The organism is Streptomyces sp. NPDC048479 (genome assembly GCF_040651435.1).
GTDB lineage: Bacteria > Actinomycetota > Actinomycetes > Streptomycetales > Streptomycetaceae > Streptomyces.
Genome location: NZ_JBEZKA010000009.1, coordinates 177,992 through 193,938, shown reverse-complemented (window position 1 = coordinate 193,938; position 15,947 = coordinate 177,992). Strand labels below are relative to the sequence as shown.

The window sequence follows — 15,947 nt, the reverse complement described above, 5'->3', positions numbered from 1 at the left end:
GATGCTTGTCCGACTCGCGGACGAGCGCGCCACCGGCGTGCTGGTACGCGACCACGGCGCCCTCTATCTGGCCGACGGCCAGGTCGTCCACGCCGAGAGCCCCGACGCGCCCGGACTCGACGTCCTGCTGACCGCGCGAGGCCGACTGGAGCCCGGCAACTGGGCGGACGCGGTCGCGCGGGCGGGCTCGCGCGGCGAGGTCGCCCGCTTCCTCGTCGACAGCGGCCAAGTGACGGGCGGCGAGCTGGAGATCTGCCATCTCGGCGCGCTGTTCGACGCTGCCTTCTTCGCCCTGGCGCCCGCCAGTGGTCCGACCCGCTTCCGCTACGGCGTCGTCCACTGGATCGGCCGGGTGCGGCCGGTGCCCACCCGGGTCGTCGAGCGCGAGGCCCAGCGCCGCAGCCGGCTGCTGGACTCCGTATGGCCCTACCCCGCGGTCGACACCGCGCCGCTGGTGCGCTGCCCGCGCACCGCGGGGCGGGCGGTCGGGCCCCGCCGGCAGTCGCTGCTGGACCTCGCCGACGGCGTACGTACGCCGGCCGTGGTCGCCCGGGAACTGGGACGCCCCGCCTTCAACACCCTGATCGAGGTGCGCAGGCTGGCCGCCGAGGGGCTCATCGCGACGCCCGCCGGGTCCTCCGCCCCCAGCGAGCCCGCCGCCATTCCTGAGACCGCGGCGCCGAGTGAGCCCGCCGCCTTGCCCGAGACCGCGGCGCCCCGCGAGCGCGCTGCCTTTCGCGACACCGCCGAGCCCCCGTCCGTCCTGGACTCCGCCCTGCTCCGCCGGCTCCGCGACGCCCTGGAGGCAAACCTGTGACGCACCGCTCCGTCCACCAGGTCCATTGCGCACCGTCATGAGACGCGCGCTGAGGCTGCGCGCCGAGAGGAGACAGCTCATGACGGCCGAGGCCGACGTGCTCGCTGAACTGAAGAAGCTGCGCGTGCGTGTGCCGCAGGTGACCGGCGCACTCGCCGCCAGCACCGACGGCCTCGCGCTGGCGGCCGACACCGCGGAAGCGGAGAGCGTCGCCGCACTGACCGCCGCCGCCCTCGGCGTCGCACTGCGGCTGACCGAGGCCACCGGGCAGGGGGGCTTCCGCGAGCTGCTGGTCAAGGGCGAGCGGGGATACGTCGCGACCTACGCGGCGGGTTCCTCGGCCGTCCTCACCCTCCTGGCCGAGCCACGCATCAACGTGGGACGGCTCCACCTCGAGGCCCGCCGCTCCGGCGCCCGCATCGGCGAGCTGGTCGACGGCGCACTCGAACGACCGGAGAACACCTGACCCATGACCGACACACCATCGCGAACACCCAGCAGACGGAAAGGAAGTGCGCATCTCATGGCCACTACCGAAAGCGCCCTCAAGGAAGCCATCACTGTCATCGAGGGGGCCATCGGCGCCGCGCTCGTCGACTACAGCAGCGGAATGGCCCTCGGCACTGTCGGCGGCGGAAAGGACCTGGACCTGTCGGTCGCCGCGGCGGGCAACACCGATGTGGTGCGCGCCAAGGTGCGCACCATGGAGCAGCTCGGGCTCAAGGACTCGATCGAGGACATCCTGATCACGCTCGGCTCCCAGTACCACCTGATCCGGCTGATGAAGGGCCGCGGGGCCAACGGTCTTTTCCTCTATCTGGCGCTCGACAAGGACCGCGCGAACCTCGCCATGGCCAGGCACCAGTTGAGGAAGATCGAGGCCGAGCTGGAGGTCTGACCGCCTCCGGTGTCCTCGGGCGCCGGCGGGGCTCCGCATGGAGCCCCGCCGGCGCCTGAGGATCGGGGTCCGCGGCGGGGCCCCGCTACTCCACGAACAGTCCCCGCGCCGCCGCTCTCGTGTCGAACTCCTCCAGGCGCGCCTGCGCGTCCGGCAGGTCGTCGCACATCGCCTCCAGCAGCACCCGGCCCAGCAGCATCGGCGCGCACGCCGTGTCGAAGGCCAGGCCCGTGCCGACCGCCGCCGGGATCAGCAGGTCGCTGTGGCGCGCCACCGGTGCGAACGCCGAGTCCGCGACCGTCACCACCTTCAGGCCCGCCGAGCGCGCGTACGCCAGCGCCTCCACGACCTCCTTGGGGTGGCGCGGCAGCGCGAAGCAGAGCAGCGCGCTCGCGCCCGCCCGGCGGGCCGCGTCGATGCGGTCGGCGAGCAGCGTGCCGCCCTCGTCGAGCAGGCGCACGTCCGGATGCACCTTGGCCGCGAAGTACGCGAAGCCGCGGGCCTGCGAGGACGCGGCGCGCAGACCGAGCACCGGGAGCGGGCGGGACGCGGCGAGCAGCCGGCCCGCGCGCTCGACCGGGGCCGGGTCGGCGAGCAGTTCGGCCAGATGGCGCAGGTTCTCGATCTCGGCCTGCACCGCCTGCTGGTACTCGTTGTACGTGTCCTTCCCGGCCTCGCTCTCCTCGGGCGCGACCTCCCGCAGATACTTGCGCAGCGCCGGATAGCCGTCGAAGCCCAGCGCGACGGCGAAGCGGGTGACGGACGGCTGGCTGACCCCCGCCAGTTCGGCGAGCTCCACGCTGGACAGGAACGGCGCATCGGCGGCCCGGCGCACCATGCTGTGTGCGATACGCCGCTGGGTGGGGGTGAGCCGGTGCCCCTCGAAGAGCTGCTGCAGCCGTGCGGCAGGGCTGTCGCTCATGCCATCCCCCTCATCAGGTCGGTCGTCTCCGTCATCAGATCCGTGAACCGGTCGAGCAGCGCCGCCGCCCCCGTCACATCATCGGTCAGCGGCCGGTCGGCGAGTTCGTCGTCCAGTACGGTCTCGGCCAGCTCGAAGGCCCTGCCCACCGGGAGCTCCGGATCGGGCCGCAGCCCGCGCTGGCGCAACGCCCGTACCGCGGCGACGAGTTCGCAGCCGACGACGAGCCGGTACGCGCCGCCCGCCCGCAGTGTCTGGCGCGCCGCGAGCGAGGCGAAGCTGGCCTGCTCCTCGACGCCTCGGGACAGTACCGCGTGGCCGAGCGAGGCGGGGGCGGAAAAGGCCCGCAGATCACCGAGGGCCGCGCCGGCCGCGTACTCGAGGATCATCACGCCGGAGCTCGCCGCCTCCGCGTCCGCGAGGAAGGGCCGCAGCCGGGTGAAGGCGGGCTCGTTCAGGGCGGAGAGCCGGGAGGTGGACAGCCGCGCGGTCTGGGTTACGGCGAGCCTGAAGTGGTCCAGGTCCAGGGCCAGTTGGGCCATGTAGAAGCCGCCGTGGTGGTACGCCGCCATGTCGGACGCACGGATCAGCGGGTTCTCGGCGGCCGCGTTGATCTCGACGGCGAGGGTCCGCTCCAGCGCGTCCGCCGCGTCCTGGGCGGGCCCGTGGATCTGCGGCAGACAGCGGAATCCGTACGGATCCTGGATCCGGCCGAGCGGCGGCGTGGGCCGCTCGGGCGCACCGAGCAGCCGCCGCATCCTGGTGGCGACGGCATACGTGCCGGGGTGCGGGCGGGCCGCGTGCACGGGTTCGGCGTACGCCTCGTAGGAGCCGTCGACCGCGAGCAGCGAGAGCGCGGCGACCAGCTCGGTGGCCGAGACGAGGGCGCGCAGCTCGTCCAGGGCGAGCGCGGCCTGCCCGAGGGTGAGGGCGTTGGAGCTGATCAGGGCCAGGGCGTCGTTGTTGTCGAGGGCCTGCGCCTCGGGCGGCGGGCCGCCCTCCCAGGGGTGCTCACCGGCCAGCGCGAGGCCCAGCTGGGCCAGGGCCGCGATATCGCCGGTGCCGACCGAGCCGAACTCGTTGACGACGGGATACGCACCGCTCGCCAGCGCCTCGCAGAGCGCGGTGACGACGCCGGGCCGCAGACCGGCACCGCCCGCGAGCAGCTGGTTGGCCCGTACGGCGAGCATGGCGCGGACCTGTCGGGCCGGCAGCGGATCGCCGATCGCGCCGGCGTGCGAGCGCAGCAGCCGCAGCCCGTGGTCGGCGGCGGCCTCGGTCGGCACATCCTCGTTCCGGTTGGCACCGACGCCGGTGGAGCGCCCGTACACCCGGCCCGAGGCGGCGAGCTCCCGCGCGGCGTCCCAGGAGATCTCGACGCGCTTGACCGCTTCGGATCCGGGTACGGGACGGGCCGCGCCATCGGCCAGTCGGACGATGTCCGCGACCGGGAGGCTCTGTCCGTCGAGGATCACGATGCCGGTGGGCGGGTCCACCATGTGGGACGACATCACGCGCAAACCCCTCATTTTCGGACGGCTTGTCTTGCTTCCCGAGCATCCGTAACCAGTGATTTACCCCGGGGCATTGACATTTTATTCAGACACCGAGAACTCTGCATGACGATATGCAGGCCGGGCAAGGGACGACTGATGATCAAATTCGAAGCAGTGAACAAGCGCTTCCCCAACGGCACCACGGCAGTCCACGACCTCACCCTGGAGATGGACCAGGGCGGTATCACCGTCCTGGTCGGTTCCTCCGGATGCGGTAAGACCACCACGCTCCGCATGATCAACCGGATGGTCGATCCGACCTCCGGCACCATCCACGTAGGCGGCAAGGACGTCCTGACGCAGGACGCGGCGGAGCTGCGCCGCTCCATCGGATACGTCATCCAGCAGTCCGGCCTCTTTCCGCACCGCACGGTCCTCGACAACATCGCGACGGTGCCGCTGCTGCTGGGCTGGGGCCGGCGCAAGGCCCGCGCCCGCGCGGCGGAGCTGCTCGAGACGGTCGGCCTGCCGGCCGACGCCGGCAGGCGCTACCCGCACCAGCTCTCCGGCGGCCAGCAGCAGCGCGTCGGTGTGGCCCGCGCGCTGGCGGCGGACCCGCCGGTGCTGCTGATGGACGAGCCGTTCGGCGCGGTCGACCCGGTCGTCCGCACCCAGCTCCAGGACGAACTGCTGCGACTGCAGCAGGAGTTGAGCAAGACGATCGTCTTCGTCACGCACGACATCGACGAGGCGGTCCGGCTCGGCGACCGGATAGCCGTGTTCCGTACGGGCGGCCATCTGGTCCAGTGCGCCTCCCCGGCGGAGCTGCTGGCTCGCCCGGCGGACGACTTCGTGGCGGACTTCCTCGGCGCGGAGCGGGGGTTGAAGCTGTTGTCGCTGTCGACACTGGCGGACGTGCCGCAGCAGCGGGCAGCCGCGATACGGGCCGACGAGCCGGTGGCTTCGGCGAGCGCGGACGGCCGCTGGCTGCTCGTCGTCTCGGCGAAGGGCCGGCCACAGGGCTGGCTCGACACGGATGCGCTACCCGCGCGGGGCACGGCGGAGGACGCGCGGCTGCTCCCCGTACGACCGCTGGGCGACGGCGACTCACTGCTCTCGGCGCTCAACGAGTCCGTCGCCTCCCCCGCGGGCCTGGTGGCCCGGGTCGACGCGGACGGCGTTCTGACCGGGGTTACGTCACGGGACGTCATCCACGCCCGCGCGGGCGAGTTCCACGTCGCGGCGTCGAGGCACCCGGCGGCCCCGGGCGCGGAGCCAGCGGCCGCAGGCGCAACGGACACGGACACGCACCCCGGCACCGCAGACACGGACGCAACGACCGCAGGCGCGCACCCCGGCACCGCAGACACGGACGCAACAACCGCAGGCGCGCACCCCGGCGCCGCGGACGCGGACTCGGCCCCGACCACCGCGGGCACCGACGCGGCGCCCGGCACCACACCCGCCACCCCCAAGGGCGGCACCTCATGACCATCGACTGGTCGTGGATATCCGACCACACGGGCGATCTCACCACCCTCACCCTCTCGCACCTCCAAGCCGCCCTGTCCGCCGTGCTGTTCGGGCTGGTCATCTCCCTCCCCCTGGCCGTCCTCGCCCACCGGGTCCGCCCTCTGCGCGGCTTCCTCCTCGGGCTGTCGAACGTCCTGTTCACCATCCCCTCCATCGCCGTCTTCGTGCTGCTCCTCCCGGTCTCCGGGCTGACCCGCACCACGACCGTCATCGGCCTGACGATCTACACCCTCGTCGTCCTGCTGCGGAACACCGTCGAGGGCCTCGACTCCGTACCGGCCAGGACCAAGGAGGCCGCCAAGGCGATGGGCACCCGTCCTCTGCGCACGCTGCTCACCGTCGAGCTGCCTCTCGCGCTGCCCGTGATCATGGCGGGCGTGCGCATCGCCACCGTCATGTCGATCTCGCTGGTCAGCGTGGCCACGTACATCGGCGACGGCGGCCTCGGCCAGCTCTTCACCGACGGCTTCCAGCGCGACTTCCCCACCCCCGTGGTCGTCGGTGTCGTCCTCACCCTCCTCCTCGCGCTGGTCGCCGACGCGCTGCTGGTCGCCGTCCAGTACGTCCTCACCCCCTGGACACGGAAGCAGAGGGCCTGACGACATGTACGAACTCTTCAAGGACCTCGGCTCCTGGCTGACCAGCGGCGCCCAGTGGTCCGGCAGCGACGGCATCGCCCACCGCCTCGCCGAGCACCTCCAGTACTCGCTGCTCGCGACCCTGATCGCCGCCGTGATCGCACTGCCCGTCGGCCTGCTCATCGGGCACACCGGCCGCGGCGCGTTCCTCGCCATCAACCTCTCGTCCTTCGGCCGGGCACTGCCCACCGTCGGTCTCGTCGTCCTGGTGTTCCTCGCCAGTGGCCTGTCCATGACCCCGGTGTACGTCGCGCTGGTCGCCCTGGCCGTGCCGTCGATCGTCACCAACACCTACGCCGGTATGAGCGCCGTCGACCCGGAGGTGAAGGACGCCGCCCGCGGCCAGGGCATGCGCGGCCACCAGGTCCTGCTCCAGGTCGAGATCCCGCTCGCGCTGCCACTGATCATGACCGGGCTGCGGCTCGCGCTGATCCAGGTCGTGGCGACAGCCACCATCGCCGCGTACGTCAGCTTCGGCGGCCTCGGCCGGTACGTCTTCGACGGCCTCGCCCAGCGCGACCTCGTCCAGGTACTGGGCGGAGCCGTACTCGTCGCGGTGGTCGCCGTCGTACTCGACCTCGCCCTCGCCGCACTCCAGCGCGCCCTGTTCCGACACCGCCGTACAGCCTGAGGAGCCCAGCCATGAACCGACGTACCCTCCTCGGCGGCCTGTTCGCCGCGGCCTCCGTCCCCGCGCTCGCCGCCTGCAGCAGCGGCATCACCACCCTCGAAGGCGAGGGCACCACTTCGGGCGGCGGGGGCTCCAGCGCCGGCGGCATCACCATCGGCACCGCCAATTTCACCGAGAACCAGATACTCGGCTACCTGTACGCCGCAGCCCTCGAGGCCGCCGGCGTCACGACCAAGGTCCGCCCCAACCTCGGCACCCGCGAGATCCTCATCCCCGCCCTCAAGGGCGGCGACATCGATCTGCTGCCCGAGTACCAGGGCGCGCTGCTGCACTACCTCGACCCGAAGGCGAAGGCCACCGAGGAGGGCGAGATGCAGAACGCCCTCGCCGTCGCGCTCCCCAAGGGTCTGCAGATCCTCCCGTACGGCATGGCCGAGGACTCCGACGCCTTCGCCGTCACCCGCGAGACCGCCGGCAAGTACGGCCTGAAAACCCTCGCCGACCTCGCCAAGCAGAACGGCAAGCTCGTCATCGGAGCCGCGCCCGAGGTCAAGAAGCGGGTCGTCGGCGTCGTCGGCCTGAAGGACGAATACGGCGTGGAATTCAAGGAGTTCAAGTCGCTGGACTCCTCCGGGCCGCTGGTCAAGGGCGCGCTGAAGAAGGGCGACGTGGATGTCGCCAACCTGTTCACCACCGACACCGACATCGCCGATGAGGGCTGGGTGGTGCTCGCCGACCCGAAGAACCTCGTGCCCGGCCAGCATGTCGTCCCGCTGATCGCCGACCGCAAGGCCGACTCCACCGTCCGCAAGGCGCTGGCCCGGCTCGGCGCCGTACTGACGACGGAGCAGCTGACCGAGCTCAACCGGCTGGTCGACAAGGACAAGAAGGACCCGGAAGACGTGGCGAACGACTGGGCGAAGCAGCACGGCCTCACCAAGAAGTAGGGCGCCTGTACCGGCTGCCCCCACCCGGGGGCGGGAGCAACTCCCGACCGGGTGGGGGGCAGGACCGCCCCCAGGTACCCCCAGGGGAAAACAGTGGGGCTAACCCCACTGACGCGACGGCCGGTCGCACGTAGCGTGAACGACTATGGAAGCCCGCGACCCTGAGCTCAAGAAAGAGCTCGACGCCACCCTGCACGCCCGCCGCGAGCTGGGGGAGGAGTACGAGTCCGCACTCGTCGAATCGTTCCTGGAGAAGGTCGAGCAGCGGCTCGACGGCACGGTGGACCGCCGTGTCCGCCGCCAGCTCGCCGAGCAGCAGATGGTGGTCGCCCGTGGCGCCCGCCCGCCGAACTCGTCGGAGTCGAATTTCGGGGAGCGCTTCGGCTTCGGCATCGTCTCGATGATCCTGGCCATCCCGCTGTCGGCGATCGGCGTGGTGAACGCCAACCTCGAGGGCCTGGTGGTGACCTGGCTCGGCATCGTCGGCGTGAACGCGGTCCACGCGGCCAGGGGCTGGCCGTGGTTTCGCCGGCAGCAGCGCGAGAAGTCCGACTGGGAGGACTAGGGCCTGCCCCGGGGCCGGACCGGCTCGACCGCGGGGCGGGCAAAAAAGTCTTGGCGGGGACCGCCGCACCCCCGGCGAACCGGAGGGCGGGACGACGGCGGTCCCCGCGTGGGACACGGTCCCGGGTCAGGGCCGGTCTCCGCGTCCAGGGCGTCTTGGGAGGTCCGGGAGCCGCTCCGGAGGGTCCTAGACGCCGCTGTGGGTGTCGGCCGGGTTACCTGCCCGGTCGCCCTGCCGACATCCACCACTGTGCCGGACGCGTGTTAAGCGGGTGCTGCGTGAACGTGACGCGCTCGTACCTTTTTCGCGGCCGGGAGGTCCGGGAGGTTGCCCCCGGACCGGGCGCGACGGAAAACGCGCGTGTTTCCGCCCCTAGTTGCCGCCCTTCGCCAGGAACGCCAGCAGGTCCTGACGGCTCACCACACCGGTCGGCTTCCCCTCGACCAGCACGATCGCCGCGTCGGCCTCGCCGAGCACCTTCATCAGGTCGCCGACCGGCTCGCCCGAGCCGACCTGCGGCAGCGGCGAGGACATGTGCTTCTCCAGCGGGTCGGTCAGCGAGGCGCGCTGCGTGAACAGCGCGTCCAGCAGCTCCCGTTCGACAACGGAGCCGATGACCTCCGCCGCCATCACGTCCGGGTGTCCCGCTCCCGGCTTCACGATCGGCATCTGCGAGACGCCGTACTCCCGCAGTACCTCGATCGCCTCGCCGACGGTCTCCTCCGGGTGCATGTGCACCAGGCTCGGGATCCTGCCGCCCTCCTTGTCCTTGAGCACGTCGTTGACGCTCGCGGACGGGCCCTCGCCCTCCAGGAAGCCGTAGTCGGCCATCCACTCGTCGTTGAAGATCTTGCTGAGGTAGCCGCGGCCACTGTCCGGCAGCAGGACGACCACGACGTCGTCGGGGCCGAGCCGCTCGGCCACGCGCAGCGCGGCGACCACCGCCATGCCGCACGAGCCGCCGACGAGCAGCCCCTCTTCCTTGGCGAGGCGGCGCGTCATCTGGAAGGAGTCCTTGTCGGAGACGGCGACGATCTCGTCGGTCACCGTCCGGTCGTACGCACTCGGCCAGAAGTCCTCGCCGACACCCTCGACGAGATACGGCCGGCCGGAGCCGCCGGAGTACACGGAGCCCTCCGGATCCGCGCCGATGATCTTGACCTTCCCGTCGCTGACCTCCTTGAGATAGCGACCGGTCCCGGAAATCGTGCCGCCGGTGCCGACACCCGCGACAAAGTGGGTGATCCGCCCGTCCGTCTGGTCCCAGAGCTCAGGACCGGTGCTCTCGTAGTGCGAACGGGGGTTGTTGGGGTTGGAGTACTGGTCGGGCTTCCAGGCGCCCGGAGTCTCCCGCACCAGCCGGTCCGAGACGTTGTAGTACGAGTCGGGGTGCTCGGGGTCGACGGCCGTAGGGCAGACGACGACCTCGGCACCGTACGCACGGAGCACATTGATCTTGTCCGTGGACACCTTGTCCGGGCAGACGAAGATGCACTTGTAGCCCTTCTGCTGGGCCACGATGGCAAGTCCGACACCGGTGTTTCCACTGGTCGGCTCCACGATCGTGCCGCCGGGCTGGAGCGCGCCGCTCTGCTCGGCCGCCTCGATCATGCGCAGGGCGATCCGGTCCTTCACCGAGCCGCCGGGGTTGAAGTACTCGACCTTGGCCAGGACGGTCGCCTGGATGCCCGCGGTCACGGTGTTCAGCTTCACCAGCGGGGTATTGCCGACAAGACTGATCATCGAGTGGTGAATGCGCACAATGTTTCTCCGGGATCTCCGTAGTGGTGCGGCCAGCGTAAGCCGACGAGCACGGGATTGGGCGACGGTGGCTACGGGGCAGTTAGCTGATGACTGCCGTTGGCTGACGTACGGCCACGAGGTGGCTACGAGGAGGTGACTCGGACCCGTGTCGAGGGCGAGGGTGGCACGACGCATCGCCGCAGGTGCGGCCTACGGCGGCGGCAGCATCGGGCTGCTCGGGGCGGCGGCCGTAGGGGTGGTGCTGGCCGAGGTACAGCTGGCGAAGCGCTCGGTGGGCGGGGGCAAGGCCCCGGTCCCGCCGCGCGGGGACGGCATGTACGGGCTGGCTTTCGGGCGCACCGAACCGCTGCTTCTGGTGGTACTCGGCGACTCGACGGCGGCGGGGCAGGGCGTGCGCCGGGCCGGTCAGACGCCGGGGGCGCTGCTCGCGTCGGGCCTGGCGGCGGTGGCGGAGCGGCCGGTGGAGGTGCTCAATATCGCGCTTCCGGGCGCGATGTCGGACGATCTGGAGCGCCAGGTCACGCTGCTGCTGGCGGACCGGACCCGTACGCCCGACGCCTGCGTGATCATGATTGGCGCGAATGACGTCACGCACCGGATGCCACCCACGCAGTCCGTCCGGTATCTGTCCTCCGCGGTGCGCAGGCTGCGTACGGCGGGCGCGGAGGTGGTGGTCGGCACGTGCCCTGATCTGGGCACGATCGAGCCGGTGTACCAGCCGCTGCGCTGGCTGGCCCGCCGGGTCTCGCGGCAGCTGGCCGCGGCCCAGACGATCGTGGTGGTGGAGCAGGGCGGCCGTACGGTCTCGCTGGGCGATCTGCTGGGCCCGGAGTTCGCGGCGAATCCGCGCGAGATGTTCGGCGCGGACAACTACCACCCGTCGGCGGAGGGGTACGCGACGGCGGCGATGGCGATGCTGCCGACGCTCTGCGCGGTGCTGGGGCTGTGGCCGGAGTCGGACCACCCGGAGGCGGACCGCAACGAAGGCGTGCTGCCCGTGGCCAGGGCGGCGGCGACCGCGGCGGCGGAGGCGGGCACGGAGGTCACGGCCGCGAGGGCGCCCTGGGCACTGCTCAAGCACCGCAGGCGCCGGCGCCTTCCGGCACCTTCGCCGACGACGGAGCCGGCAGCTTCGGAAGCACAGCAGACGTGCACAGGCACGGGAACGCCCGGTGGCACAACGGGCGCAACCGGTCGCAACCGGGCACAGGAACGTCCGGACTGAGCGGACGCTTAGAAAAGAGGCCCGCATCACACGGCTCGTACGGTGACCTACGCGATACGTGCGGGTAACTTCCCAGTCAGTCCTGCGTACTCTCGCCCTCCTGGAGCCGTGATGCCCGAAGCCGTGATCGTCTCTGCTGCCCGCTCCCCCATCGGCCGGGCCTTCAAGGGCTCCCTGAAGGATCTGCGCGCCGACGATCTGACCGCCACGATCATCCAGACCGCGCTCGCCAAGGTCCCCGAGCTCGACCCCAAGGACATCGACGACCTGATGCTCGGCTGCGGCCTGCCCGGCGGTGAGCAGGGCCACAACCTCGGCCGGATCATCGCCGTGCGGATGGGGATGGACCACCTCCCCGGCTGCACCGTCACCCGCTACTGTTCCTCCTCGCTCCAGACCTCCCGCATGGCGCTGCACGCCATCAAGGCCGGCGAGGGTGATGTCTTCATCTCGGCCGGTGTCGAGATGGTGTCCCGCTTCGTGAAGGGCAACTCCGACACCCTGCCGGACACGTTCAACCCGCTCTTCGCCGAGGCCCAGGCCCGCACCGCCGCCGTCGCCGAGAACGGCGCCGCCGACTGGCACGACCCGCGCGAGGACGGCCTGGTCCCGGACGCGTACATCGCCATGGGCCAGACCGCCGAGAACCTGGCGCGCCTCAAGGGCGTCACCCGCCAGGACATGGACGAGTTCGGCGTACGGTCCCAGAACCTCGCCGAGGAAGCCCTCAAGAACGGCTTCTGGGAGCGCGAGATCACCCCGGTCACGACGCCGGACGGCACGGTCGTCTCCAAGGACGACGGCCCGCGTGCGGGCGTCACCCTGGAGGGCGTGCAGGGCCTGAAGCCGGTCTTCCGCCCCGACGGCTTCGTCACCGCCGCCAACTGCTGCCCGCTCAACGACGGCGCCGCCGCGCTCGTGATCATGAGCGACACCAAGGCGCGCGAGCTCGGCCTGACCCCGCTGGCCCGGATCGTCTCCACCGGCGTTTCCGGCCTCTCCCCCGAGATCATGGGCTACGGCCCGGTCGAGGCCTCCAAGCAGGCGCTCAAGCGCGCCGGCCTGACCATCGGCGACATCGACCTGGCCGAGATCAACGAAGCCTTCGCGGCCCAGGTCATCCCGTCCTACCGGGACCTCGGCCTGGACGTGGACAAGGTCAACGTCAACGGTGGCGCCATCGCCGTCGGCCACCCCTTCGGCATGACGGGCGCGCGGATCACCGGCACGCTCATCAACAGCCTGCAGTTCCACGACAAGCAGTTCGGTCTGGAGACCATGTGCGTGGGCGGCGGCCAGGGCATGGCGATGGTCATCGAGCGCCTGAGCTGACGCACTTCTCGGGCCCTTCGGAGCTCAAGTCGTGACTGAATCTCCCCCAGGATGTGACCTATGCCCTGGGGGAGAGTCATTTCCCCAGGTCAGAGTGGTTTTCCCGCTAAACACCGGGGCCAAAGTTCTGTCCAATTCGTGACGTAATGCACTGACAGGACGAGCGGGTTCACCGCAAGCTGATGTAGGAAGTCGGGGGGATCGATGAAACAGGGAGTACGTCAGTGAGCGCCATGCCTCTTGCCCTGCTGCTGACCGCGGCCACCGCCACGGCCGTGGGCGCCGCTGCCCTGCACGCCGCCTACCGTCTGCGCAAGCAGGTCACCGCCCTGCGCACCGAGCTGGCCAGGACGCACGGCACCGGCCGCCTCGCGGTCGTACCGCAGGCCCGCGCCACCCCCGCCGCCGAGATACGCGCCGCCGTCGCGGAGGCGCTCGCCGAGGAGCGGGAGCGCGAGCTGGCCGAGGCGCGCGCCTTCTGGGCCGCGCAGGAGACCCGCGACGCGGCGGACGCCCCCTCGCTGCTCGGTGGCCTGGCCGCCCCCGGCGAGGAGCTCCCGTTCTACCTACCGCGCCAGTCCGATTTCGTGGGTCTGGAGGCGATGGACTTCGACGCGGTCGAGGCGTTCGACGACATGGCGGACCTGCCCGAGGTGACGGAGTTCGCCGAGGACTCCCCCGAGCTGGCCGCTGCCCGCCGCCGCCACCCCTCGCACCCCGACTTCGTGCCGGTCCAGACCCCGGTGGTCACCGACCACGAGCGCACCGTGGCCCGCCTCGAGGAGCTCGCGGAGACGCGTACGGAGCTCATGGACGTACGCCCCGGCCCGCTCGGCACACTCGATGTCTATGCCTTCGCCGACGGCACGACGCTCTGTCTGACCCCCGGCCACCGGGAGACGGCGGAGCGGCTCGCCGAGGCGCTGCGCGCGGGCGACAGCCCGGTGCTGCTGGGCGGCTCCGGTGTCTCCGGCGCGTACGCCCTGACCTTCGCGTGCGGCGAGGAGAGCGTGTACATCCTCGCCGACCGCGTGATCGCGTCGCTCTAGTAGCCCGCCCCACGGGCGACAGCCCGGCCCCCCGCACGCCAGGCCCCGGGCTACAGCCCCGCCCGGCCCATCGCCGCCCGCACCAGACTCACGGCCTCGTCGATCTCCTCCAGGGAACCGGACGGGGCCGCTCGCAATGCCTCGGCCAAATCCCGCCCGGCCACCATCAGTTGATCCGCAACTGCGAACGGACCCGCGTCGGGCATGATCCGCGGCGCCCTGTCCGGCGCCTCGATCCGCTGGGCCCGCAGCGCCAATTCCCTGGCCGTCGCCAGCCCTTCGGCGGCCGCACCACACTGCAGCCGGCTCTGCGGCGCGGCCCGCAACCGGTCGGCGAAGCGGTCCACGGCGGCCGTCAGCTCAGTGGTATCAAACACGCCGCGACCCTACGCGCCGCCCCCGGCCTGTTGCCAATACGCGAGCGCTCAGGCACGGTGGCGGGAAGGAGCACACGCGCAACGCGTCCGGAGGCGCCGATGTCCCAAGTCTTCTCCGAAGAGACCCATCGAAATCTGCTCTCGCGAATCCCCCATTGCACCGGTCGTGAAATCTCCGACTGGCTCCGCACCGTCGACGAAGGCCCGTCCCTCTTCCGCTTCGAGGAGAAGGTCAGCTGGCTCCGGAGCGAGCACGACCTCGCCTACGGACACGCCAAAGCGATCATCCATGAGTACGACCTGAGGCGGGCAGCGCGCAAACTGCTCTAGCCGCTCCAGGTGTGCCGAAACCGCCGAAGGGCCCACAGGCGGTTGCCTGCGGGCCCTTCGCACGACTACAGCCGGCTGCGTCAGTCGTCGCCCTGGAGGATCGACAGCAGTCGCAGCATCTCCAGGTAGATCCACACCAGGGTCATGGTGAGGCCGAAGGCCGCCAGCCAGGACTCCTCGCGCGGAGCGCCGTACGTGACCCCGTCCTCGACCTGCTTGAAGTCGAGGGCCAGGAAGCACGCGCCGAGGATGATGCCGATGACACCGAAGAGGATGCCGAGGCCACCGCTGCGGAAGCCGAGGCCGTCACCGCCGCCGAACAGGGCGAACAGCAGGTTCACGGCCATGAGAAGCATGAAGCCCATGGCAGCTGCCATCACGAAGCCGTAGAAGCGGCGGTTGACCCGGATCAGCCGGGTCCTGTACGCGATGAGCACACCGACGAAGACACACATGGTGCCCATAACGGCCTGCACCACCGTGCCCGGGCCGATGTAGGTGCTGACAGCGCTGGAGATCACTCCGAGGAAGACACCCTCGAAGGCCGCGTACGCCAGGATGAGCGCCGGCACCGGCTTGCGCTTGAACGCCTGGATGAGCGAAAGGACCATGGCCACCAGAGCCGCGCCGATCGCGATGCCGTACGACTTGCCGATATTGGCTTCGTCGACCGGCAGCATGACCCAGGCGAGCACCGCGGTGAGGACGACCGTGCCGAGCGTCATGGCGGTACGCGCCACGACGTCGTCGATGGTCATCACATTGGCGCGGGCGGGAGCCTGCGGGCCGGCGCCGTACTGCGCGTCCGCCGGTGCGTAAGGGTTGGTCGCGTACGGGTTGCCCGCGCCCTGAGCGTAGGGGTTGGTTCCTACGGCGGGGCCCCCGGCCTGCGGCTGCTGCGCGTTGAACCCCGCGTAGCCGTTGTCGCGGCTGAACCCCCGTCGCGAGAAGACCGGGTTACTGCTCCTCATTTCACTCCTCCATGGCCACCCTGCGCGGCCTTGACGACAAGAGTAATGCGAAGGCAAAAGCAACACTCTAGTGCTCGGGGAGGATCTTTCCAGGATCGTGACCGGACCCGCATCCAGGACGGCTGCCCCGGCGGGGCGGTCAGCTGCAGGTGGAACGGGCGATGAAGTGCCCGGAGCCGGACTTGAACCGGCACGCCCCCGAGGGGCAGCGAGGTTTAAGCTCGCCGTGTCTGCATTCCACCATCCGGGCAAGGCGTGCGGTCCGCTTCGGCCCCTGAGCCTATCCGGGTGGATCTACCGGTCTGCGGGCCCTGTGGCCCGATGTTGTCTTATTTTATTGGCTTCTGAGGGTGCGTCAGTGCAGGTAAGGGGGCATTCGTACCCGCACCGCACGGCCCCCGGACGCCCTCGCGCCATCACGGGAATGACGGAAAGTCGCCTCCTCGCGTCTC

The 15,947-nt window shown here is 70.8% G+C and carries 17 protein-coding genes and 1 tRNA gene; 12 read left to right on the top strand and 6 right to left on the bottom strand.

Annotated features, from left to right (window positions below; genetic code table 11):
- Window position 1: 1 nt before the first annotated feature.
- Genes AB0D12_RS16920 through AB0D12_RS16910 form a run of 3 tightly spaced genes read left to right on the top strand, consistent with a single transcriptional unit; the run spans window position 2 to window position 1,715 of the window.
- Window positions 2-817, top strand: a complete 816-nt coding sequence (locus tag AB0D12_RS16920; RefSeq protein WP_362682577.1) for a transcriptional regulator — start codon at window positions 2-4, stop codon at window positions 815-817.
- Between the two features lie 37 nt (window positions 818-854).
- Complete coding sequence (locus AB0D12_RS16915; protein ID WP_362682574.1) at window positions 855-1,283, top strand: roadblock/LC7 domain-containing protein; 429 nt, start codon at window positions 855-857, stop codon at window positions 1,281-1,283.
- Between the two features lie 57 nt (window positions 1,284-1,340).
- On the top strand, window positions 1,341-1,715 hold the full coding sequence (locus AB0D12_RS16910; protein ID WP_362682571.1) for a hypothetical protein: 375 nt from the start codon (window positions 1,341-1,343) through the stop codon (window positions 1,713-1,715).
- 85 nt (window positions 1,716-1,800) lie between these two features.
- Here AB0D12_RS16910 and AB0D12_RS16905 read toward each other — a convergent pair whose 3' ends face one another.
- Window positions 1,801-2,637 carry a MurR/RpiR family transcriptional regulator gene (locus AB0D12_RS16905; protein ID WP_362682568.1) on the bottom strand — a complete coding sequence of 279 codons (837 nt, stop codon included), beginning with the start codon at window positions 2,635-2,637 and terminating at the stop codon, window positions 1,801-1,803.
- Window positions 2,634-4,148, bottom strand: a complete 1,515-nt coding sequence (locus AB0D12_RS16900; protein WP_362682565.1) for an aromatic amino acid ammonia-lyase — start codon at window positions 4,146-4,148, stop codon at window positions 2,634-2,636. The genes AB0D12_RS16905 and AB0D12_RS16900 overlap by 4 nt, the downstream gene beginning before the upstream one ends.
- A gap of 141 nt (window positions 4,149-4,289) precedes the next feature.
- On the opposite strand from AB0D12_RS16900, the gene AB0D12_RS16895 reads away from it, so the two are divergent.
- The 5 genes from AB0D12_RS16895 (at window position 4,290) to AB0D12_RS16875 (ending at window position 8,447) form a co-directional block, all read left to right on the top strand.
- The gene (locus tag AB0D12_RS16895) at window positions 4,290-5,624 is read left to right on the top strand and encodes an ABC transporter ATP-binding protein (RefSeq protein WP_362682562.1); all 1,335 of its coding nucleotides are present in this window, start codon (window positions 4,290-4,292) and stop codon (window positions 5,622-5,624) included.
- Complete coding sequence (locus tag AB0D12_RS16890) at window positions 5,621-6,265, top strand: ABC transporter permease (RefSeq protein ID WP_362682559.1); 645 nt, start codon at window positions 5,621-5,623, stop codon at window positions 6,263-6,265. The genes AB0D12_RS16895 and AB0D12_RS16890 overlap by 4 nt, the downstream gene beginning before the upstream one ends.
- Window positions 6,266-6,269: 4 nt before the next feature.
- Window positions 6,270-6,935 carry an ABC transporter permease gene (locus AB0D12_RS16885; RefSeq protein ID WP_362682556.1) on the top strand — a complete coding sequence of 222 codons (666 nt, stop codon included), beginning with the start codon at window positions 6,270-6,272 and terminating at the stop codon, window positions 6,933-6,935.
- 11 nt (window positions 6,936-6,946) lie between these two features.
- Window positions 6,947-7,882, top strand: coding sequence for an ABC transporter substrate-binding protein (locus tag AB0D12_RS16880; protein ID WP_362682553.1), 936 nt, complete (start codon window positions 6,947-6,949; stop codon window positions 7,880-7,882).
- A gap of 145 nt (window positions 7,883-8,027) precedes the next feature.
- Window positions 8,028-8,447, top strand: a complete 420-nt coding sequence (locus AB0D12_RS16875; protein ID WP_362682550.1) for a hypothetical protein — start codon at window positions 8,028-8,030, stop codon at window positions 8,445-8,447.
- A 372-nt stretch (window positions 8,448-8,819) separates the two neighbouring features.
- On the opposite strand, the gene AB0D12_RS16870 is transcribed toward AB0D12_RS16875, so the two are convergent.
- Window positions 8,820-10,208, bottom strand: a complete 1,389-nt coding sequence (locus tag AB0D12_RS16870) for a cystathionine beta-synthase (protein ID WP_362682547.1) — start codon at window positions 10,206-10,208, stop codon at window positions 8,820-8,822.
- Between the two features lie 163 nt (window positions 10,209-10,371).
- On the opposite strand from AB0D12_RS16870, the gene AB0D12_RS16865 reads away from it, so the two are divergent.
- The 3 genes from AB0D12_RS16865 to AB0D12_RS16855 all read left to right on the top strand — a co-directional run bounded on the left by AB0D12_RS16865 (window position 10,372) and on the right by AB0D12_RS16855 (window position 13,817).
- Window positions 10,372-11,436 carry an SGNH/GDSL hydrolase family protein gene (locus AB0D12_RS16865; protein ID WP_362682545.1) on the top strand — a complete coding sequence of 355 codons (1,065 nt, stop codon included), beginning with the start codon at window positions 10,372-10,374 and terminating at the stop codon, window positions 11,434-11,436.
- 111 nt (window positions 11,437-11,547) lie between these two features.
- Entirely contained in the window at window positions 11,548-12,768 is a 1,221-nt protein-coding gene (locus AB0D12_RS16860; RefSeq protein WP_362682543.1) for an acetyl-CoA C-acetyltransferase, read from the top strand.
- A 233-nt stretch (window positions 12,769-13,001) separates the two neighbouring features.
- Window positions 13,002-13,817: a hypothetical protein gene (locus tag AB0D12_RS16855; protein ID WP_362682760.1), complete on the top strand. Its 816-nt coding sequence runs from the start codon at window positions 13,002-13,004 to the stop codon at window positions 13,815-13,817.
- A gap of 50 nt (window positions 13,818-13,867) precedes the next feature.
- Here the strand turns inward: AB0D12_RS16855 and AB0D12_RS16850 are convergent, their stop codons facing one another.
- The gene (locus AB0D12_RS16850; protein WP_362682541.1) at window positions 13,868-14,194 is read right to left on the bottom strand and encodes a hypothetical protein; all 327 of its coding nucleotides are present in this window, start codon (window positions 14,192-14,194) and stop codon (window positions 13,868-13,870) included.
- A gap of 99 nt (window positions 14,195-14,293) precedes the next feature.
- Here AB0D12_RS16850 and AB0D12_RS16845 point away from each other — a divergent pair, with 99 nt between their 5' ends.
- Window positions 14,294-14,524, top strand: coding sequence for a DUF4287 domain-containing protein (locus AB0D12_RS16845; protein ID WP_327324042.1), 231 nt, complete (start codon window positions 14,294-14,296; stop codon window positions 14,522-14,524).
- 80 nt (window positions 14,525-14,604) lie between these two features.
- On the opposite strand, the gene AB0D12_RS16840 is transcribed toward AB0D12_RS16845, so the two are convergent.
- Window positions 14,605-15,495: a Bax inhibitor-1/YccA family protein gene (locus AB0D12_RS16840; RefSeq protein WP_362682539.1), complete on the bottom strand. Its 891-nt coding sequence runs from the start codon at window positions 15,493-15,495 to the stop codon at window positions 14,605-14,607.
- A 167-nt stretch (window positions 15,496-15,662) separates the two neighbouring features.
- Window positions 15,663-15,745 (bottom strand) — tRNA-Leu (locus AB0D12_RS16835).
- Between the last annotated feature and the right edge of the window lie 202 nt (window positions 15,746-15,947).